Below are 21,221 nucleotides of genomic sequence, written 5' to 3'. Positions count from 1 at the left end.
ACAGAGTATACGGTCAAATTGCTTATCTCACAATCTATTATTTGAATAGTTCAGAACTATTTAATGATTGGATAACCAATAAATCAAATTGCCTAATTGACAAAGCCCTCCACCAATATCTTTCTCAATCTTACCATTATGCAAAGAAAGACCTTCTAAAAAACTTACGATTTTCCATCAGTTAATTTTACGTTTTAAGATAAAATACTCTTAACCTAATTTTAACCTCAATTTACTTCATTTTTCGGGGTTGTCTACTTTTAATATTTTGCATAATTTCGAACAACCAACCATGAACGATAATAGAATTTAATTTGTAGAAGCAGACAGATAGTATTGACTTAGCTTATCCAAAAAAACAAAGAGTTTATAATTCATTTTACTATAATCATGTAGGCGTAATTTTTCCTCTGTATCAACAAAACGATATTTAGCCGCTTGACTAAGGTCATTTTGCGAATGGGCAATCAACTTTTCAACTACCTCATGGGTTAACTCCATATGACATTGGAAACCATAAACCAATTTGCTATAAGCAATAATTTGCCGAGGACAGCCTTCACTATAAGCAATAATTTGCGCATTTTGCGTTAAACCTGGCATATCATTGTGCCAGTGACCTACTGCTAGCGTATCGCCGAAATGAGAAAAAAGCGGATTTTTTTTGCCTGCTTCCGTTAAGGTAATGGGGAATTTACCGATCTCTTTTTCAGGACTATGCTCGAAATGTGCACCAAGTGCTTCGCCAATTAATTGGGATCCAAGACAAACGCCAATCACGATTTTATTCGCTTTAATTGCTGATAAAATGAAGGTTTGCTCTGCTAATGAATCAAAATGGGCACACTCTTGTTTCGTTGTAGCAGGGGATTGTGGACCGCCCATAATAATAAGAAAATCAATATTATCTATCCTTTCAGGAAGTGGCTCGCCCAGATAAACTCTTGAATAGGTAACCGTATGAAGATGTAACTTAGCCCATTGTTCATAAGCACCTGGTGCTTCAAACTCTTCATGAAGAATAAAATGGATATGCATGGATAAAAATTTCCTTTCTTATTAATTTAACAATAACATTATAGATAAATTTTAAACATTTAAAGTGTTATCAAAAGTATTATGGGTAATAATTTTTTTAAAATATTATTAACCATTTTACTTTAAACACAATATTAAAATTTGAAAAGGAGTGTAATTGTCGGAAATAAAAAAACCTGCTATAAGCAGGTTTTAATAATTCGGTAAGTTGGCTCCTCCAACTGGACTTGAACCAGTGACATACGGATTAACAGTCCGCCGTTCTACCGACTGAACTATGGAGGAACCGAAATGTAGCGCGCATATTATAGATTAAATGGCGCTATGTCAATAGTTAAATTGTATTAAATGCTTTTTCGTTTTAATAACCTCCCTTTATTTTATTCAAGTGTTAGGATTGTCTTGAATAATTCCGTTTGCCTTAAGAGTTGTTGAGGATGAGATCCAAACTGTTGTTCTGGGATCTTCTCTTTTAGCGAATGATAATAATCGATCCAATAAGGTAAAACTTGATGGGTCGTTAAATCTCTAAAATTCATCGGATATAAAGCAAAATAACTTTCATTGTGTTCATTTCGAAAAGCGTAGGTAATGAGTTCACTGCAATAAAGTCCAGCTGTATTTGGACGAAAGCTAGGGTTATAAGGTAGACCAATACATGATTTAGCTCGTTTAATAGCATTTTTAATCAACCCTAAATTATCAATTCGACCAATGATATTAAATTGTGCTGCATTGATAAAATGCGTCAGTGTTTGGTTAATGACCCCGTATTTTGGCGTTGCTTCAATAACGATATTATTTCCAATATATAATCCTACATGATTGATATTATTGGTTAACTCATCCACGTTACGTGTTGCACCAGAACAGATGACAGCATCATTAAAGTCATTAACCTCGTTCAGACACTGGAAAATAATATCGCCTTTTTTTAAATCAGTGATTTTTAGCACGGTAACGCCATAAAAGGAACATGACTGAAGTTGCTATGATAAACTTCAGTGCATCAAATCCTGCAAAAGGGAGATATCCGAGTTTTATTGCTTCAATGAGGTTAATATGTAAATAACCAGCTAGATAAAGAACGCCAAATACAAAGATTAATAAATGTGCACAAGCGAATGCGATTAATCCTAAAATAAAATGGCGATCATAACCTTTTTCAGCGGCAAAGCCGGCTAAATAAGCACTAAATACCGCCCCATATAAATAACCGGCAGAAGGGGAATGTAAAGCTATCATGCCACTACTTCCGTTGGCAAACAATGGTAATCCTATTGCACCTAAAAAAAGATATTGAATTATCGCTAATGCACCTAATTTACGTCCTAAAAACGCACCAATAAGGAGTATTGCTAAAGACTGTAAAGTAAAAGGAACAGGATAAGTTGGAATGCTAATGTTAGCGGCTAGTCCTAATAATAATGCCGCACTTGTTGTTACAAAGAGTTTTCGTTGCCAAGAGGATAGCTTAAATAGCGTTGTAATAAAGGTTGGATAATATGGGGTAACTTGATGTTTCATAATAATTATACCTTGCTTTTATGTGTTAATATTTTGCTAATAATATAGCAAAGTTTTATTATGTAAACTTATTTTTTATAGAAAGGTTTACTTTTGAGAGGGTTATCACACTCTATGAAAAATGAACGTGATAACAACCGCAATATTTTGATTAAACTAAGAAAGGATTATTCATGCGCTCATGGCCAAAGCTAGACATAGGGCCATGTCCGGGAACAAAAACGAAATCATCACCAAGTGGTAATAATTTATGTTTAATTGAAGAAATCAAATCGGCATGATTGCCTCTCGGAAAATCTGTTCTTCCTATACTACCGTTAAATAACACATCACCAACAAAAGCGATTTTATCAGAATGATTAATAAAAACGATATGACCGGGTGTATGACCTGGGCAATAAAGTACATCGAGTGAAATATTGCCGACTTTGATTTTATCTCCTTCTTTTAACCAATGATCCGGTAAAAAGGGTTCAATATAAGGAAAACCAAATTGAATACATTGCTGAGGTAATCCACTAAATAAAAATTCATCTTCTTGATTTGAGCCGATGATTTTTACATCATAATGTTTTGCTAATTCTACAGCCGCGCCAACGTGATCCAAATGTCCATGCGTTAATAGGATTTGTTTAATATTCACGCTCAGTTTTTCCACGGCTTTTTTCAGTAATTCGGGTTCACCACCTGGATCGATAAAGGCTGCTTCCTTTGTTTCATCACACCAAATAATGCTACAATTTTCCTGAAAAGCAGTAACCGGAATGATTTGGTATTGAAACATATTGTTATCTCCTTGTTTCTTGATGATGAGCGGTTAAGTTTTGCCCATCTTGTTTTTTTAAAGCTGCAAACACAATGCTAGAAAGTATTGTGATAATTCCTAATATCATAAAAGTAATTTGAAAAGACTTAATGGTAGCGGTTTCCTCACCGACTAACCTAACAAGCACAGCACCTAAGGCGATACCGAAGCTAATAGCAAGTTGTTGGTTTACCGCCATTAAACTATTCCCACTACTGGTTGTTTCACCTTGTAAATCAGCTAAAGTGATACTGTTCATTGCCGTAAATTGTAATGAATTGGTACAACCAATGCAAAAAAGTAATAGACACATCAGGATGATCGGGGTGGATAAACTTAATTGTGACATTAATAAAATGAACGTTCCAGCCAATATAGTATTGCCAATCAAGACGTTTCGATACCCTAATTTAGCTAAAATTGTAGGAATAAACGATTTAATTGCCATTGAAGCTAACGCCATAGGAATTAATATCATTCCTGCTTCAATTGCTGAATAACCAAAGCCAACTTGTAATAGTAATGGAATTAAAAAAGGAACCCCTGAAATACCTAATCGACTAATCAAATTACCGATAATACCGATTTTAAAAGTGCGAATACTAAATAAAGATAATGGGAATAGAGGGGTAGTTGCTTTTTGAGCGTAGAATCGGTAACCAAACAGAAAGATTAAACTTATTATTGCCAAAAATAGTGAAATATAACTACTTTGTCCCTCACTTAGCAGCTCCAAACTTAACGTGGCACTAATAAATGTTATGGCAATAATAACAAAGCCCCAAAAATCAAAATAGATGCGTTCACCTTTAAGGTTTGGCATATATTTCCAAGCAATAATGATGCCGGCAATACCAACAGGGATATTGATTAAAAATACCCAATGCCAACTGAACATTTCAGCTAAATATCCGCCAAGAACAGGGCCAATTACAGGGCCTACCAGTCCTAAAATGGATGAGGTATTTAGCGCTGATAAAAATTCATTACGCCGATAAGATTTAATTAAGACTAATCTGGAAACAGGTACCATCATTGAACCGCCAATACCTTGTATAACCCTCGAAATATCCATAAAAATAAGGGTATTTGATAGGGCACAAGACAGCGATCCCGCTGTAAAAAGAAACACGGCAGTCACAAAAACATTTTTTGTTCCAAAGCGATCGGATAATAAACCACTAATCGGAATAAACAATGCTAAAGTTAATGCATAACAGATTACCGCAGATTGCATATTTAAGGGGGATTCATGGAGATCTTTAGCAATCGAGGGGAGTGCCGTATTTAAAATTGATGTATCGAGTGATTGCATTAAAAATGCGACTGCCGCAATCCACGGCAACATTCGATATACCATAGGGGATAATTGAATATCATTGCTCATTATAGTGATTACCTATTATTGTTGCGATGATAGTTTTAAGGCTATCAATAAGATGATAGAAGACAATTTATCTCATATTACCTCGAAACGACTTTGTCGTCGATGAAATAAACCAGAAAGCATAATTTATTTAAGTTTTCTTTACAGTGAATTGGTGATACTTGTCGGTTTGGATTTGATTGGTCTATCTTATCAATACTTGGCAAGTAATAGATAGCGATTACGCATTGTGTAATATTCATAATGAAATTAAGCGGGTAAGAGACACAATTGCAAAGTCTAAAAATCGATTTTAACCAGTCAAAAAAACTGCCTTGTATCGCTAATGTTTGACGGTGATAATGCACATATAATTATAAAGCTATTTATAATCAATGCTTCAATGCTTTTTGATTGATTCGACTAAATAGCGTTAAGGTATTAGATAAGATTGTACGAAGTATTTCTGGTTGGGGTTCTTTGCGTAACTGACTTAAAAAATGAAATATTTCAATGAGATATTCTGGGCGATTGATTTGACCTTGTCGACCACTTAATGGCATATCGGGGGCGTCGGTTTCAAGTACAAGACTTTCTAAAGGCAGTTGGGCAATGGTTTGGCGAGTTTTATTAGCGCGTGCGTAACTTATTACTCCCCCGACACCAATATAATAACCGAGTTTCACAAATTGCATCGCTTGTTGATAACTGCCCGAAAATCCATGTATGACACCCCGACAAGGTAAATTTGCTTGATGAAGTTCGTGGTACATAATGTCATGCGTTTTACGTGAATGAATCAAAACGGGTAAATCATATTTTTTAGCCAAGGTAAGCTGTGAACGAAAATAAAATAGTTGTTGTTGCCAATCAACGGTAAGATTGTATTTATCCAGACCAATTTCGCCCATTGCTACTAATTTTTTTGGGTTTTTATTGATAATATCGGATAATTTTTCTAAATCTGATTCTGTGTGTTGATAAATGGGATGTAAACCAAGTGCTGCATAAACTTCATTATATTGTTCAGCAAGGTGTAATATTGTATGAAAATGATTCGCAGAGACAGCTGGCACAATGAGCGCATCAATTTTTGCTTGCTGTATTTTGTCGATAGAATCAGCGATATCTGCGGTAAAAATGGGAAAATCAAAATGACAATGTGTATCAATAAACATAATGCCTCCTATTTTACCTTTTCTTGATGTAATAAAATGGGTAATAAAAATTGTCGAGCCGAATAAATAATCTGCTCAATAAGTGGATTGGTTAATTCAGGATATAATCGGGCATAATAATTATCACATTCTGCTGAATTGAATCCCCCTCCTTGCCAGGTGTTTTTAAGTTGATTGATAGCTTTTTGACTGATTTCAATCTCATTTGTTTTAGAATTATACGCAGATACTAACCAATTCCACGCACTTTGAATTGGGAAGAGTAACGGTTGATTAATACCTTGTAAATAGCCTTCGATTAAAGTTGTTAAAATAATTTGTGCTTGCTCAGGGTTTAAATATTTAAAACGCCATTCACTTTCTTCCCGACCATAGATGCGACTATAGCTATTCGTGTTTTCAGGATTGGAGATGCAATAAATAAGATGATCGATCCATAATGTCATGCCATCACGGATCGAAAGTTTCGATGGTCGCCATGTTAAAATTCCATCCTCTTGAACATGGGTTAACCAGCCTTGCAGTATGTAATGTTGTCCATTAGCAAAAAGGGTTAAATTGACCTCTTCGGCAGTTTGTATCAGGCGTTCTTGGCAAATTTTATTCGCTAACGATTGCATAGATTCATTTTGTTCATCATAAATAATCTGACCAAAGGCGCCGTCTGGTAACTCGCCGGTTAATGCTAATCGATGATACAAATCTGATTCTTGGATAGTGTGATCAATCAATTGATTTAAAATTTTTACATTAAGCTGGTATCGTTCAAAATTATCCAGATTAAAATTTTCAGCATCCGGTAAAGTATCATCAAGATAATTAATATAGAAATTGAATCGTTTTTGTAAAAAAAATCGTATGGAGTGTTGATAGAATCGTTTTAATTCATCAAGACTAATGTTATCAATCGTCATCGCCGAAATATCACTAATGAAGGATTGACTTTCACCTTGCTGTAGTGCTGCCGGTAGCCATTCATTGGCATAGCTTTTAGGCGGATTTAAATAATTTTGAGGATTAAATGGTGTGCGCGTATGGATGACACGTAAATTATCGAAACCGTTTGTACTATCCTTGGTATTATCATAGTATTGAACGATATAATCCCATAACTCATCAATTAATACTGACGGATAACGTTCAGTATTATCTTTAATTTCTCGCCCAATATAACTCATGTAGAGTTGTTTTTGAGCCGATAAAATTGCTTCTAAAAACAGATACCGATCATCTGTGCGACGACTTCGATCCCCTCGTCTTGGGTACTGAGCAATCAAATCAAAATCAAGCGGTAGCGATGTTCTAGGATAATCACCATCATTCATGCCTAATAAACATACCACTTTAAAGGGAATTGAACGCATTGGCATCATAGTACAAAAATTGATTTTGCCCACTAAAAAACGATGAGCTAAATGATTTTGTTCTAAACGTGATTGCATCGCATCATGCAAAATAGTCATCGATATGTTATCCGCAAAATTTGCTAACAGCCCACTGTCAATCAGCTTTTGCCACTCGTCTTGAATCATCAATAAAATAGATTCACGTTGTTCATTACTAATAAAAAAATCATTGAGTAATTCAAGGCAACAACTTTGCCATTCAACTAATGGTTTGGCTTGACTTAACAATGTTGACCATTTACGGACTATACTAATAAATTCAGCTAATTGACCAATAAGTTCAGCATCCAAACCAGTCGCACCATCATACGGGAGTATTTGCTGCCAGCTTCCTTGCTCACTGCTCATCGTATAACCAAGCAACAAACGTTCAAGTCCAAATAACCAACTATGGGCATTTTCAAGACCAAAACGAATACCCGATTCAATGATCCATGTCCTTAAAAGCGTTAATTGTGATTCATTGATCGAAAATTTTTCCGAAATTGCTGGGATCTCCAGTAAATTAAATAACTCTTCTGCCGTAAATCGACTTTGAGGAAAATTTAAAATCGCAAAAAATGCTTGCACAATGGGATCAATATTTCGAGCTTTCTGATCGGAAATAGTGAAAGGTAGATAACGTTGACCTTCAGCATTACCAAAAACGGCACGAATATAAGGGATGTATTTATCAATATCTGAAACCATCACAATGCAATCACGTAACTCTATGGTTGGATCAGCATCAAAGACAGATAGTAAATAGTCATAGAGTACTTCGACCTCACGCTGTTCGCTATGGCATGCATGAAACGAAATTGATTTATCGTTTGAGTCAATGTGAAGTGCAGTTTTATATGATGGATATAGCTCCAGTATATCTTGCTGAATAGCATGTAATAAACAAGTGCGATCGTGATCAGCAAACACATCAATATCTTGTTTGTTTTGGAATTCTTGTAATAAAAACAGACAATCCCGACCTAGTTTTCCCCATGACGTTAAGAGTGGATTTGGGATTTTATCGGGTGTATTTTGTATGTCAGTTAGCTGTTTTTCGACAATATCTCCCCAATACCATTTGCAAGGATTGTTAAACATTAAATGTACATCGATATGTTTTCCAAGTGCTGAGAGTAGCGAAAGATAAATGGGTGGAAGGGAAGTAATACCAAAAATAAAAATACGGTCGGGTAACGTATTTAACCGTTTTTTATCAAAATGGTCATCCAGTAGGATATCAAGCATTTGCTGGTAGATATTTGCACGGTGATACGGCTGACTAATGGCTATTAATTGTCTCCACAGCTCAGCTTGCCAAATTTCATCGGGATGATGATTTAATTCGACCACGGTTTTATTCGATTCCCATTTTGCTAGCCAGTCAGGGCGATAAACTAAGTACTGATCGTATAAACGAGCAATACGTGTTGCCAGTTGATATAACTTTCTTTCTGTTTTATCTATATTGAGATAATGTTTGAGTGCGCTAAATTCCTGCTTATCAATGAGTTGAGGCAGCAAATAAAATAGACGCCAAGTCATGGCTTCAGGATTAAAACTGTTTTCAATAGGCGAATCGGGTAATAAAGCTTGATAAACTTGCCAGATAAACTGAGTTGGATAAGGAAAAGCAATGTTTGCCACAATACCGAGTGCATCTGCAAGCTCGATCTGCAACCATTGCGCCATGCCTTGGCTTTGTACGATCACCATATCGGGCATGAACACATTTTCTAATGGTTGTCTTTGCATCAATTCACTCACCAATGATTTGAGCAGATCGACTTGATTTGAATGATAAATGGTAAACATAGTCGCTTTAAATTCGAAAAGATTATTCAAAATTATCGCTGATAGTGAGTAATAAATCTAGTAGCCTATCTTCATAGAAAACAGATTTTGGGGCTGTATAATTTTAAACGTAATGGGGATCATCAAAGAAAAACACACACAAAACGTTCATAATTTATCTTACTCAAAGTAAATTTTGCAGTTTGCTTAGCAGTATTCTCATTTTTAATTTTTTTTATTTACGACATAAAAATTTAACAATATAAAAAAAGATGAATTAATTATTCAATTCAATTATAAAAGTAATAAACGGTTTTACTTCACAGTGTGAATATGAAGACTTGTTGTTATTGGGGTACTGAACAGGACTATTGGAAAAGCAGAAAAGATTACAAAATTAATTTTTGTAATCTTTTAGATTTTAATAACGAAACTATTGTCCAATACGGCGTGTTAATTCGATAACACGCATTTTAGCTAAAGCTTTTGACAATTCAGCAGAGGCTTGTGCAAATGACATATCATCACTTGGGTGATTAATATGTTCTTGGGCACGTCTGACTGCTTCTTGTGCTCTGGCTTCATCTAAATCTTCGCCTCGAATAGCCGTATCAGCTAAGATTGTTACTATATTAGGTTGAACTTCTAATATACCACCCGATAGGTAGATAAATTCTTCTTCACCATTGGGTTTTACAATACCCACCATACCTGGTTTAATGGTAGTAAGCAGTGGCGTATGACCCGGGTAAATACCGAGTTCACCTTCAATACCTGTGACTCTGATTCGCTGAACATCACCCGAAAATAGGTGAGATTCAGCACTAACAACTTCTAATTGATAGGAAGTTAGTGCCATAATACTATCTCCGTTCAATGAATCTCTTACAGAGATTTCGCTTTTTCAATCGCTTCATCGATTGAACCAACCATATAGAATGCTTGTTCAGGAATGTGATCATAATCACCGTTCATGATACCTTTAAAAGCACTGATTGTATCTTTTAATGGCACATATTTACCTGGTGAACCAGTGAACACTTCGGCAACGAAGAATGGTTGAGATAAGAAACGTTGAATTTTACGTGCACGAGCCACGGTCAATTTATCGTCTTCTGATAACTCATCCATACCAAGAATAGCGATAATATCTTTTAATTCTTGATAGCGTTGTAAAATTGATTGCACGCCTCGTGCACAATCATAGTGTTCTTGACCAACAACCAATGGATCTAATTGACGACTGGTTGAATCAAGTGGATCAACCGCAGGATAGATACCTAATGAAGCGATTTGACGACTTAATACGATTGTTGCATCTAAGTGAGCAAAGGTTGTTGCTGGTGATGGGTCTGTCAAGTCATCGGCTGGTACGTATACGGCTTGAATTGATGTAATTGAACCAGTTTTAGTCGATGTAATACGTTCTTGAAGGATACCCATTTCTTCGGCTAATGTTGGTTGATAACCTACTGCTGATGGCATACGACCCAATAGTGCCGATACTTCTGTTCCGGCTAAGGTATAACGATAAATATTATCGATAAATAAGAGTACGTCTTTACCTTCATCACGGAATTTTTCAGCCATCGTTAATCCTGTCAACGCTACGCGTAAACGGTTTCCAGGTGGCTCATTCATCTGACCATAAACAAGCGATACTTTATCAAGTACGTTTGATTCTTTCATTTCATGATAAAAGTCATTACCCTCACGAGTACGCTCACCAACACCTGTAAATACAGAGTATCCAGAATGTTCGATAGCGATGTTACGGATTAACTCCATCATGTTAACGGTTTTACCTACACCTGCACCACCGAAAAGACCGACTTTGCCCCCTTTTGCAAATGGACAAATTAAGTCGATAACTTTAATACCGGTTTCAAGTAACTCAGTTGAGTTAGCCAGTTCTTCATAGGTTGGCGCTGCACGGTGAATAGCCCAGCGCTCTTCTTCGCCAATTGGACCTGCTTTATCAACAGGATCACCAAGTACGTTCATAATACGACCTAGTGTTTTAGTACCTACCGGTACTTCAATGCCGTGCCCTGTGTTGACGACTTTAAGTCCACGTCTTAAACCATCAGATGATCCCATTGCGATACAACAAACAACGCCACCACCTAATTGTTGCTGAACTTCCAGAACTAATTTTTCGGCGCCAGTTTCCACTTCTAATGCATCATATACCTTTGGTACTGCATCTTCTGGGAATTCGACATCAACCACCGCACCGATGATCTGGACAATCTTTCCAGTAGCCATTTTTATTCCTCTACGTCTTTTTCTTAACTATAAGCCAATATATTTAGCATTAACCTGAAACAGCAGCTGCGCCCGATACAATATCAATCAATTCATTGGTAATCGCACCTTGACGTGCTTTGTTATACACAATCTGTAATTCATTGATTAAATTTGCACCATTATCGGTTGCTGCTTTCATGGCCACCATTCTTGCTGCTTGTTCACTCGCTAGATTTTCTACCACAGCTTGATAAACCTGTGATTCAATATAACGACGTAAAATCACATCTAAAAGCGATTTAGCATCAGGCTCATAAATATAATCCCATGTTGAAGCAGTGAGTTTTTTATCTTCTGAATGCGGTAATGGTAATAATTGCTGAATAGTCGGTTTTTGCGACATGGTATTAATAAATCTATTCGTTGCGATATATAATCTATCAATTTTCCCATTGTCATACGACTCAAGCATCGTTTTTACTGGACCTATCAAATCAGATAATTCTGGTTCATCACCTAAATTAGTCACTTGGGTTAAAATATTTGTTTTTACTGATGAGAAAAACGAAACCCCTCGTGAACCAATTAATGCGACATCTGCTTCTACACCTTTTTCCTGCCATGCTGACATATCAGCAACGACAGTTTTAAAAAGATTGATATTTAAACCACCACATAAACCACGATCGGTTGAAATAATAAGATAACCAACTCGTTTTACATCCCTTTCTTCTAAATAAGGATGTTTGGCACCTATTTGAGCTAACGCTAAATGTCCAATTACTTCACGAATCATTTCGGCATATGGACGAGAAGATGCCATTCTATCTTGCGTTTTACGCATTTTGGAATTGGCAACCATTTCCATTGCTTTTGTGATCTTTTGCGTACTTTGGATACTGGCAATTTTCGTTCTGATCTCTTTTGCATTAGCCATTTGTTACCTCACCCTTACCAAGTTTGAGTTGATTTAAAGCTATCAAGCATTGCTTTTAACTTACTTTCAATCTCATCATTGTAATTGCCTGTCTCGTCAATCTGTTTAACAAAATCGGCATATTGACTATGCGCATAAGCTAGTAGTGCTGCTTCAAATGGTAAAACCTTAGCGAGTTCAACATCTTCAAGATAACCACGCTCTGCCGCATAAAGAACAATTGATTGTTCAGCAACTGTCATTGGTGAGTATTGCTTTTGTTTCAATAATTCAGTTACTTTTTCACCATGACTTAATTGGTTTCTTGTTGCTTCATCTAAATCAGATGCAAACTGAGAAAACGCAGCTAATTCACGATATTGTGCAAGGGCTGTACGAATACCACCAGATAATTTTTTCATTATCTTAGTTTGTGCAGCACCACCTACACGAGAAACCGAAATACCTGGGTTAACCGCAGGACGGATACCAGAGTTAAACAAGCTGGTTTCTAAGAATATCTGACCGTCAGTAATTGAAATTACGTTAGTTGGTACGAACGCTGAAACGTCACCAGCTTGGGTTTCAATAATCGGTAGAGCCGTTAATGAACCTGTTTTACCTTTCACTTCACCTTTGGTGAACTCTTCAACATACGCTTCGTTAACACGTGCTGCACGTTCAAGTAGGCGAGAATGTAAATAGAATACATCACCCGGATAAGCTTCACGTCCAGGTGGACGACGAAGTAACAATGAAATTTGACGGTAAGCAACCGCTTGTTTAGATAAATCATCATAAACAATTAATGCATCTTGACCACGATCACGGAAGTACTCGCCCATTGCACAACCTGCGTACGGCGCTAAGTATTGTAATGCCGCTGATTCAGAAGCGGATGCAACAACAACAATGGTATTTTTTAGTGCACCATGTTCTTCAAGTTTACGTACAACATTGGCAATGGTTGATTGTTTTTGACCAATGGCAACATAGATACATTTAACACCTGAGTTACGTTGGTTAATAATTGCGTCGATTGCTAATGCGGTTTTACCGGTTTGTCGGTCTCCGATGATAAGTTCACGTTGACCACGTCCGATAGGAATCATTGAGTCAACGGCTTTATAACCCGTTTGTAATGCTTGGTCAACCGATTGACGGTCGATAACACCAGGTGCGACGACTTCAACCGGAGAAAACCCATCATTTTGAATTGAACCTTTACCGTCGATTGGTTCACCAAGGGTATTAATAACCCGACCTAATAAACCATCGCCGACAGGTACTTCTAAAATACGACCAGTACATTGTACTTTCATCCCTTCGGATAGATCTTCGTATGGTCCCATAACGACTGCACCGACAGAATCTCTTTCAAGGTTTAACGCCATTGCGTAACGATTTCCTGGTAGTGAAATCATTTCACCTTGCATGACATCGGTTAATCCGTGGATTCGAAGGATACCATCACTTACCGATATGATCGTTCCTTCATTGTGAGCGTTACTCACAATATTGAACTGAGCAATACGCTCTTTAATTAGTTCACTTATTTCAGTTGAATTTAGCTGCATTATCAGTCCCCTTAAGACTGTAGAGCGTCATTTAATCTTGTTAAACGCCCTCTGATACTACTATCAATAACCATATCGCCCGTACGAATAATAAAACCAGAAATGAGCGATGGATCAATATGACATTTTAGTTTTACTTTTCGTGATAAACGTTTTTCGACAGCGATAGAAATCTTATCAAGTTGTTCGTTAGACAGTGCTTGTGCCGAAATGACATCGACATCTGCTTGCGCTTCTCTCTCTAAACAATATTGTTCAAACAGTGTAAGCACTTCGGGAAGAAGAGATAACCGTTTGTTTTCAGACATAATCTTAATAAAATTTGTACTAAACTCATCTAATACATCTTGACAGATATTGATGAGTAAGTTTGCAACCGAATCGGCTTTCATGTCAGATGTCAAAATACTACGTATTTGTTCGTTTTGACTAACTTGAGATGTTACCATTAGCATTTTATGCCATGATTCGATATTGTTTTTTTCTACCGCAAACTCGAAAGCAGCTTTAGCATAAGGGCGAGCAATTGTAATTAAGTCTGCCATTGCTCTAGTCTCCTTATAATTCAGCTACGAGTTTATCAATGATGTCGCTATTTGCGGCTTCATTAACAGAGCGTTCAATAATTTTTTCTGCACCAGCAATAGCAAGTGTAGCGACTTGTTGTTTAAGCTCTTCTTTAGCTCGTTTACGTTCAGCCTCTACTTCAGCAAATCCTTGCGCAACAATTCGTTCTTTTTCTCGAATTGCTTCTTGTTGTGCTTCTTCAAGAATAATTGCTTTGCGTTTATTGGCTTGCTCTATAATTGCATTAGCCTCAACCTTAGCCTGTTGCATTAAGTCAGATGTATTTGCTTTGGCTAGTTCCAAATCTTTTTTTGCTGTTTCTGCTGAAGCAAGTCCATCAGCTATCTCTTTTTGACGTTTTTCAATCGCAGCGATAACAGGAGGCCAAACAAACTTCATACAGAACCAAACAAACAATACAAATGTAATTGCTTGGCCGAGGAGAGTTGCGTTCATATTCATGAGACGATTCCTCTTAGATTTTTATTAGCCGGCAACAGCAAAGATGATATAAAGCGCAATACCCACACAAATCATTGGGATCGCATCCACTAGCCCCATAACAATGAAAAATTGAGTTCGTAACATAGGGATTAATTCCGGTTGACGTGCTGCACCTTCTAAGAATTTACCACCTAGTATACCGATACCAATTGCGCCTCCTACAGCAGCTAATCCCATCATTATGCCTGCGGCTACATATAAAATTTCCATTATATACTCCAGTTTAATATAAAAAATATTGAAATTAATGTTCTTCCGTTGTCGATGCCATTGCTAAATAAACGATCGTCAACACCATAAAAATAAAAGCTTGTAACGTAATAATTAAAATATGGAAAATGGCCCACGGTAAAGATAATACCCATTGTGACCACCAAGGTATTAATGCCGCAATTAAGATGAAAATAAGTTCACCTGCATACATATTGCCGAAAAGTCGTAGACCTAAAGATAGTGGTTTAGCTAATAGACCGACAAGTTCAAGTACTAAATTGATTGGTGCAAAAGCCCAGTGATTAAAAGGATGAAGGGTGTAATCTTTGATAAACCCTGAAATTCCTTTGTACTTGATAGAATAGAAAATAATTAAAATAAAGACGCCTAAAGCCATTGACATAGTAATGCTGACATCTGCTGTTGGCACTACTCTTAAATGAGATAAACCTAAGTATTGTCCTGCGTAAGGGAGGAAATCAACCGGGATAAGATCCATGAGATTCATAAAAAAGACCCAAATAAATACCGTTAATGCTAACGGTGCAATGAGCTTGTTTTGACCAGTGAACATGTCTTTGACAGTATTATTAACAAATTCAAAGATCATCTCGACAGCACATTGTAATTTACCTGGTACCCCACTTGTTGCTTTTTTGGCAACACGATGAAAAATCCACAAGAAAATAACACCAAGAAAAATTGAAAAAAACAATGAATCAAGATTAAAGGTCCAAAAACCTGAACCTACTTGTAAGTTTTCAAGATGGTGCTTGATATAAGCCTGTGGCGAAGCCGGAGAGGAAACTGCCATATAACCTTCTTACTTATTCCTAAAAATAAAAAATATTACAATGTTTTATCTATATTAAAAGGTATAGACAATCGCTGTAATAACCCTAAGCTAGTATTTTAAACCCAATTACCTATATAAAGTCAACAAATTATTAACAAAATAAATAAATTCAACACTTTTTACTAAAAAATTGTAAATAAACAGAGCTTGCTTAATAAACTCATTAAACGTATTGACTTATTAAAAACTTATTATTACATATAAAAAATATTATTTTTAAGCTTTAACAGCTAGTGCAATACGTTCTGCCAATTTTTGTACTTCGGCTTCTTCACTGCCTTCAACCATTACTCTAATGAGAGGTTCTGTTCCAGATTTGCGAATTAATACCCGCCCGTTACCATCTAGTTCTTTTTCAACTTGCTCTATTGCTAGTTTTACTGCTGAATTTTTTAATGGATCACTTTTTTCGGTATAGTGAACATTAATTAATACTTGAGGTAACATTATCATGCCACTACATAAATCTGATAAAGACATATCGTTGCGAACCATAGCACTTAAAACTTGTAGACCAGCAATAATTCCATCGCCAGTTGTTGTTTTGTCTAATAGCAAAACATGACCTGAGTTTTCAGCCCCTAAACGCCATTTCTTCTCAATAAGCTTTTCAAGAACATAACGGTCACCAACTTTAGCACGAGCAAAAGGTATGCCAAGGTTTTTAAGTGCTATTTCCAGTCCCATATTACTCATTAATGTACCGACAACGCCACCTTTTAGTTGACCTTGTCTGAGTGCTTCGCGAGCAATGATATAAATAATCTGATCGCCATCAATTTTTCGACCTTCATGGTCAACCATTATAATGCGATCACCATCCCCGTCTAATGCAAAACCTAAATCTGCTTGTTCATCAATAACTCGTTTTGACAATGCTCTAACATCAGTAGCACCACAATTTTCATTAATATTAACGCCGTCAGGTTCACAGCCAATTTTGATGACTTTTGCGCCGAGCTCACGCAATACTTTTGGCGCAATATGATAGGTTGCGCCATTCGCACAATCGACTACAATTTTCAGACCCGATAGACTTAGCTCATGATCAAAGGTGCTTTTACAAAATTCGATATAACGGCCTGCTGCATCAGTAATACGGCTAGCACGTCCTAATTGTTTGGATTCGACACAATCTATATCTTTTTCTAATTCTGCTTCAATTTCTAATTCAATCGAATCAGCAAGTTTTTTTCCTTCGGTAGAAAAAAATTTAATACCATTATCGTAAAAAGGATTATGTGAAGCAGAAATGACAATACCGGCATCAGCTCGAAAAGTACGAGTTAAATAAGCGATAGCAGGCGTTGGCATTGGTCCGGTAAAGGCAGTAGCAACACCGGCAGACGCAAAACCAGCTTCAAGTGCTGATTCAAGCATATAGCCTGATATACGCGTATCTTTTCCGATTAAGACTTTTTTCACACCATCTTTAGCTAATATGCGTCCAGCTGCCCAACCTAATTTAAGAGCAAAATCGGGAGTGATAGGATATTGTCCAACTTTACCTCGTATCCCATCAGTACCAAAATATTTTCGATTAGACATTTTATTTCCTCATACTAAATTTTATTTCTAATAATAATTTTATTGATAAATAATTACATAAGATTTTTGTGCTAATTATAATTAATGATGTCGGATGTTATATTTATGCATAATAAAATTATTCTCTATTATCATTAGCGAATTTTAATAAAACTTGGCTTTCTTTGATAAAACGTTGTGCATAGCTACCAAACCATTTGGTGACTTCATTAAAATTCTCAACAAATTTTGCCTTATCGCGTTGCTCAATCAATTCAACCATCTGTCCAAAGCGCTGATAATAGCGTTTAATTAATTCGATATTATCATCTGATGCCATAATGATATCGGCATAAAGTTCAGGATCTTGAGCAAATAATCTGCCAACCATCATCAGTTCAAGGCGATATATAGGAGAAGAAAGGGCAATTAGTTTTTCTAAATCAACATGTTCTTGCTGTAAATTAACACCATAAGAAAAAGAGGTGAAATGGCGTAATGCTTGAATAAATGACATGCATTTGTCATGCTCTTTGGCACTGATAGCACATAAATTTGCACCCCAAATGCGCATTTGATCAATAAGCCATTGGTATTTTTCAGGCTCTCGTCCTTCACAATACACTATAATTTGTTTTGCTAAATTAGGTACATCAGGACCAAACATAGGGTGTAAGCCAACGACAGGGCCAGGATGTTTTTCTAACATGGCTTGAAGCGGTTTTACTTTGATAGAAGTGAAATCGGTTAGTATACAATTTTTAGGTAGAGTCGGTAATTGTCGAATGATTTCACAGGTTTTATTAATTGGTACGGTCACAATGACTGCAGCGGCATCGGCAACTACCTGCGAGGCTTGGTTCATAGTTTTGGAACCTAATGTTTTAACTTCATAGCCAGATAGGGTGAATAATTGTGCAAACAACCGCCCCATTTGACCATTACCACCGATAATGACAATTGATCCTTTACCTGTGTAAACTTTTTTAAAACCTTTGTCGTTTTCACAAATATAAGACTCTCGCATTAGTCGTCGTAATATATCTTCGATTAGCGCTGGAGAAATACCTAAATTTTCTGCTTCTTGCCGTCTTTTCGCTAACATCTCAGCTTCACGCTTAGGATCATAAATTGGAATACCATATTTGCTTTTTACTTCACCAACTTCGGCGACTAAGGCTAATCGCTGAGTAATGAGTGATAAAATTGATTTATCGACCTCATCAATTTTATTGCGTAGTTCAAGTAATTCCGTGGACATATTCGGTGATTCCTTTATCACAAATGGTAGCTTTTACTGTAATAGCTTAACAGTATATCGTATTTTTGATAGCATGGTTAAATCTAAACATCAAATCGAATATAATAAATTTATCATGAAAGTTATCTCATTTAATATTAATAGTCTGCGTGCACGCATTCATCAGTTAGCCGCAATTATCGATAAACATCAGCCCGACATAATTGGTTTACAAGAAACCAAAGTTCATAATGATCAATTTCCTGTCGAAGAGTTAGCGCAATTTGGTTATCACTTACATTATCATGGTCAAAAAGGACATTATGGTGTTGCGTTATTAACCAAACAAAAACTAATATCAGTGCAGTGTGGCTTTCCAACCGATAGTGATGATGCTCAGTGCCGTTTAATTATGGCAGAGTTACCGACCAACCAAGGAAATTTAACCGTGATAAATGGCTATTTTCCGCAGGGTGAAAGTATGCATCATGAAGTTAAATATCCTGCCAAACGTAAGTTTTATCATGATTTGATTGATTATTTACGGCAACATCAATTGAGTAATCAGTTATCCTTGATAATGGGAGATATGAATATTTGCCCAACCGATTTAGATATTGGTATTTCTGATGATAGTCGTAAACGTTGGTTACGAACTGGTAAATGTTCATTTTTACCCGAAGAGCGGGAATGGATGGATAATTTAATGTCACTAGGCTTTATCGATACTTACCGTCATGCACATCCAACTGAACAAGACTATTCATGGTTTGATTATCGATCTAAAGGTTTTGATACCTTTACTGGACTGCGCATCGATTTAATTTTAGCTAGTCAAAAATTGTTATCCTATTGTCAACAAACTGGCATTGATTATGATATTCGAGCCATGGACAAACCGTCTGATCATGCGCCAATTTGGGCAGAATTCGATTTAACATAAATTTTAGTGTCATTAAGAAGGATGAGTACATGTTGAATAATTCGATTTTATCGGTAAAAGATCTTAATCAAATGGTCAAAGATCTACTTTCTGATGCGATTGGTCAAATTTGGTTAGTTGGCGAAATTTCGAATTTTTCTCGTCCATCTTCAGGGCATTGGTATTTTACGCTTAAAGATGATGCTGCCCAAGTGCGTTGTGCGATGTTTCGAAATAGTAATTTTCGAATAGGATTTACACCGCAAAATGGACAACAAGTTTTAGTTCGAGCGATGGTGACATTGTACGAAGCACGTGGAGAATATCAATTAGTCATTGATAAAATGCAACCGGCTGGTGCAGGATTACTGCAACAAAAATTTGAGCAATTAAAACAAAAACTATCTTATGAAGGGCTATTTGATCCTATCTATAAAAAAAGTTTACCGGAAAATATTCGTACTGTCGGTATCATCACCTCAGCTACTGGAGCAGCATTACATGATATTTGTCAGATTTTAAAACGCCGAGATCCCAGTTTACAGGTAATTATTTATCCGACCCAAGTTCAAGGTACAGAAGCTGCTGGTCAAATTGCCAAGATGATCCAAATAGCAAATGCACGTCAAGAGTGTGATGTGTTGATTGTCGGGCGAGGAGGTGGATCGCTTGAAGATCTTTGGTCATTCAATGAAGAAGTGGTTGCAAGAGCGATATTTGCTAGTCAACTACCTATTGTAAGTGCAGTTGGACATGAAATTGACTTCACAATAGCTGATTTTGTTGCTGATGTGAGAGCAGCGACGCCTTCCGCTGCCGCAGAGCTTGTTAGTCATGACAATAAAGAACAGATTCGGCGAATTTTGATACAAGAACAACATTTATCGATGGCGATGGATTATTACTTAACAAGACAACGCGAAATATTGAATACATGGTTTCATCGACTTCAAGCGGAACATCCCCAAGCAAAGCTATCTCAACAATTAAATCGACTCATTACTTATCGACATGCGTTATATGAAAATATTCAACAATATTTGCTTAAACTTACTAATCAATATAATCGATTAGATAGAAAGTTATTGAGTGTTTCGCCAGAATATCACATCACGTTTTATGGTCAGACATTATATCAAAAGCAACAGCAACTGATTAATATGATTAAACAAAAATTAGCAATGTCGCAACATCAATTTGTTTTACAAACATCACAACTTAATAACTTAAGTCCGCTGGCAACGTTAGAGCGGGGTTATTCAATTACCACTAACCAACATGATGATGTGATTTGTAATAGTCAACAAGTGAAAGTGGGTGAATGTATCACAACAAAGTTAAAAGAAGGGATTTTAGTCAGTCAAATTACTGAGGTGAAATAAAATAATTAATTATTACGATAAAAATCATATTACTAAACTTCAATTTTATACAATAAAGTATACTGATTATTTTAATCAAATAAAATTGTCATTAAAATAGTAATACAGTATATAATACTGCGTTTAAAATTTTTTTAATAACTAATAACTAATAATATTTAAGTACATAAG

At 36.3% G+C, this 21,221-nt stretch carries 20 protein-coding genes and 1 tRNA gene; 2 read left to right on the top strand and 19 right to left on the bottom strand.

Annotation, left to right across the window (positions count from 1 at the left end; translation table 11 throughout):
• Nucleotides 1-60: 60 nt before the first annotated feature.
• The 19 genes from ACGH46_RS04195 to tyrA form a co-directional block, all read right to left on the bottom strand.
• Nucleotides 61-171 carry a VanW family protein gene (locus tag ACGH46_RS04195; protein WP_411604399.1) on the bottom strand — a complete coding sequence of 37 codons (111 nt, stop codon included), beginning with the start codon at nucleotides 169-171 and terminating at the stop codon, nucleotides 61-63.
• A gap of 138 nt (nucleotides 172-309) precedes the next feature.
• Entirely contained in the window at nucleotides 310-1,038 is a 729-nt protein-coding gene (locus ACGH46_RS04190) for a type 1 glutamine amidotransferase (protein ID WP_411596753.1), read from the bottom strand.
• Nucleotides 1,039-1,247: 209 nt separating this feature from the next.
• Nucleotides 1,248-1,323, bottom strand: a tRNA-Asn gene (locus ACGH46_RS04185).
• Between the two features lie 95 nt (nucleotides 1,324-1,418).
• Nucleotides 1,419-1,994, bottom strand: a complete 576-nt coding sequence (locus tag ACGH46_RS04180; protein WP_411604293.1) for a YiiX/YebB-like N1pC/P60 family cysteine hydrolase — start codon at nucleotides 1,992-1,994, stop codon at nucleotides 1,419-1,421.
• Nucleotides 1,978-2,565 (bottom strand): biotin transporter BioY, encoded by a 588-nt coding sequence (locus ACGH46_RS04175; RefSeq protein ID WP_267358952.1) that lies wholly within the window; start codon nucleotides 2,563-2,565, stop codon nucleotides 1,978-1,980. The genes ACGH46_RS04180 and ACGH46_RS04175 overlap by 17 nt, the downstream gene beginning before the upstream one ends.
• 151 nt (nucleotides 2,566-2,716) lie before the next feature.
• Nucleotides 2,717-3,349, bottom strand: a complete 633-nt coding sequence (locus ACGH46_RS04170; protein WP_411604290.1) for an MBL fold metallo-hydrolase — start codon at nucleotides 3,347-3,349, stop codon at nucleotides 2,717-2,719.
• 4 nt (nucleotides 3,350-3,353) lie between these two features.
• Nucleotides 3,354-4,757, bottom strand: a complete 1,404-nt coding sequence (locus tag ACGH46_RS04165; RefSeq protein WP_411604287.1) for an MFS transporter — start codon at nucleotides 4,755-4,757, stop codon at nucleotides 3,354-3,356.
• 371 nt (nucleotides 4,758-5,128) lie between these two features.
• Nucleotides 5,129-5,914: a TatD family hydrolase gene (locus ACGH46_RS04160; protein WP_411604285.1), complete on the bottom strand. Its 786-nt coding sequence runs from the start codon at nucleotides 5,912-5,914 to the stop codon at nucleotides 5,129-5,131.
• Between the two features lie 8 nt (nucleotides 5,915-5,922).
• Nucleotides 5,923-9,117, bottom strand: a complete 3,195-nt coding sequence (recC, locus tag ACGH46_RS04155; RefSeq protein ID WP_411604282.1) for an exodeoxyribonuclease V subunit gamma — start codon at nucleotides 9,115-9,117, stop codon at nucleotides 5,923-5,925.
• Between the two features lie 412 nt (nucleotides 9,118-9,529).
• Nucleotides 9,530-9,955 (bottom strand): F0F1 ATP synthase subunit epsilon, encoded by a 426-nt coding sequence (locus ACGH46_RS04150; protein WP_220216301.1) that lies wholly within the window; start codon nucleotides 9,953-9,955, stop codon nucleotides 9,530-9,532.
• A gap of 26 nt (nucleotides 9,956-9,981) precedes the next feature.
• Nucleotides 9,982-11,364: a F0F1 ATP synthase subunit beta gene (gene atpD, locus ACGH46_RS04145; protein ID WP_065558531.1), complete on the bottom strand. Its 1,383-nt coding sequence runs from the start codon at nucleotides 11,362-11,364 to the stop codon at nucleotides 9,982-9,984.
• A 49-nt stretch (nucleotides 11,365-11,413) separates the two neighbouring features.
• Nucleotides 11,414-12,283 (bottom strand): F0F1 ATP synthase subunit gamma, encoded by an 870-nt coding sequence (atpG, locus tag ACGH46_RS04140; protein WP_065558532.1) that lies wholly within the window; start codon nucleotides 12,281-12,283, stop codon nucleotides 11,414-11,416.
• A 14-nt stretch (nucleotides 12,284-12,297) separates the two neighbouring features.
• The gene (gene atpA / locus ACGH46_RS04135; RefSeq protein ID WP_220216303.1) at nucleotides 12,298-13,839 is read right to left on the bottom strand and encodes a F0F1 ATP synthase subunit alpha; all 1,542 of its coding nucleotides are present in this window, start codon (nucleotides 13,837-13,839) and stop codon (nucleotides 12,298-12,300) included.
• 11 nt (nucleotides 13,840-13,850) lie between these two features.
• Nucleotides 13,851-14,384, bottom strand: coding sequence for a F0F1 ATP synthase subunit delta (gene atpH, locus ACGH46_RS04130; protein WP_267350255.1), 534 nt, complete (start codon nucleotides 14,382-14,384; stop codon nucleotides 13,851-13,853).
• A 13-nt stretch (nucleotides 14,385-14,397) separates the two neighbouring features.
• A complete protein-coding gene (gene atpF, locus ACGH46_RS04125; protein WP_065558535.1) occupies nucleotides 14,398-14,868 on the bottom strand; it encodes a F0F1 ATP synthase subunit B in 471 nt (156 codons plus the stop codon).
• Nucleotides 14,869-14,892: 24 nt separating this feature from the next.
• Nucleotides 14,893-15,120, bottom strand: a complete 228-nt coding sequence (gene atpE, locus ACGH46_RS04120) for a F0F1 ATP synthase subunit C (protein ID WP_370632135.1) — start codon at nucleotides 15,118-15,120, stop codon at nucleotides 14,893-14,895.
• Between the two features lie 34 nt (nucleotides 15,121-15,154).
• Nucleotides 15,155-15,937 carry a F0F1 ATP synthase subunit A gene (gene atpB, locus ACGH46_RS04115; RefSeq protein ID WP_065558537.1) on the bottom strand — a complete coding sequence of 261 codons (783 nt, stop codon included), beginning with the start codon at nucleotides 15,935-15,937 and terminating at the stop codon, nucleotides 15,155-15,157.
• A gap of 258 nt (nucleotides 15,938-16,195) precedes the next feature.
• Nucleotides 16,196-17,527, bottom strand: coding sequence for a phosphoglucosamine mutase (gene glmM / locus ACGH46_RS04110; protein WP_267358943.1), 1,332 nt, complete (start codon nucleotides 17,525-17,527; stop codon nucleotides 16,196-16,198).
• Between the two features lie 118 nt (nucleotides 17,528-17,645).
• The gene (gene tyrA / locus ACGH46_RS04105) at nucleotides 17,646-18,767 is read right to left on the bottom strand and encodes a bifunctional chorismate mutase/prephenate dehydrogenase (protein WP_411604281.1); all 1,122 of its coding nucleotides are present in this window, start codon (nucleotides 18,765-18,767) and stop codon (nucleotides 17,646-17,648) included.
• Between the two features lie 115 nt (nucleotides 18,768-18,882).
• Here tyrA and xthA point away from each other — a divergent pair, with 115 nt between their 5' ends.
• Nucleotides 18,883-19,689 (top strand): exodeoxyribonuclease III, encoded by an 807-nt coding sequence (gene xthA, locus ACGH46_RS04100; RefSeq protein WP_411596791.1) that lies wholly within the window; start codon nucleotides 18,883-18,885, stop codon nucleotides 19,687-19,689.
• Nucleotides 19,690-19,718: 29 nt separating this feature from the next.
• Nucleotides 19,719-21,050 (top strand): exodeoxyribonuclease VII large subunit, encoded by a 1,332-nt coding sequence (gene xseA, locus ACGH46_RS04095; RefSeq protein WP_411604278.1) that lies wholly within the window; start codon nucleotides 19,719-19,721, stop codon nucleotides 21,048-21,050.
• The last annotated feature ends 171 nt before the right edge of the window (nucleotides 21,051-21,221 follow it).

This window comes from Gilliamella sp. CG22 (assembly GCF_046635725.1).
Taxonomy (GTDB): Bacteria; Pseudomonadota; Gammaproteobacteria; order Enterobacterales; family Orbaceae; genus Gilliamella; species Gilliamella apicola_I.
The sequence above is the reverse complement of the archived record's forward strand: the minus strand, read 5'-3'. Positions and strand labels throughout refer to the sequence as shown.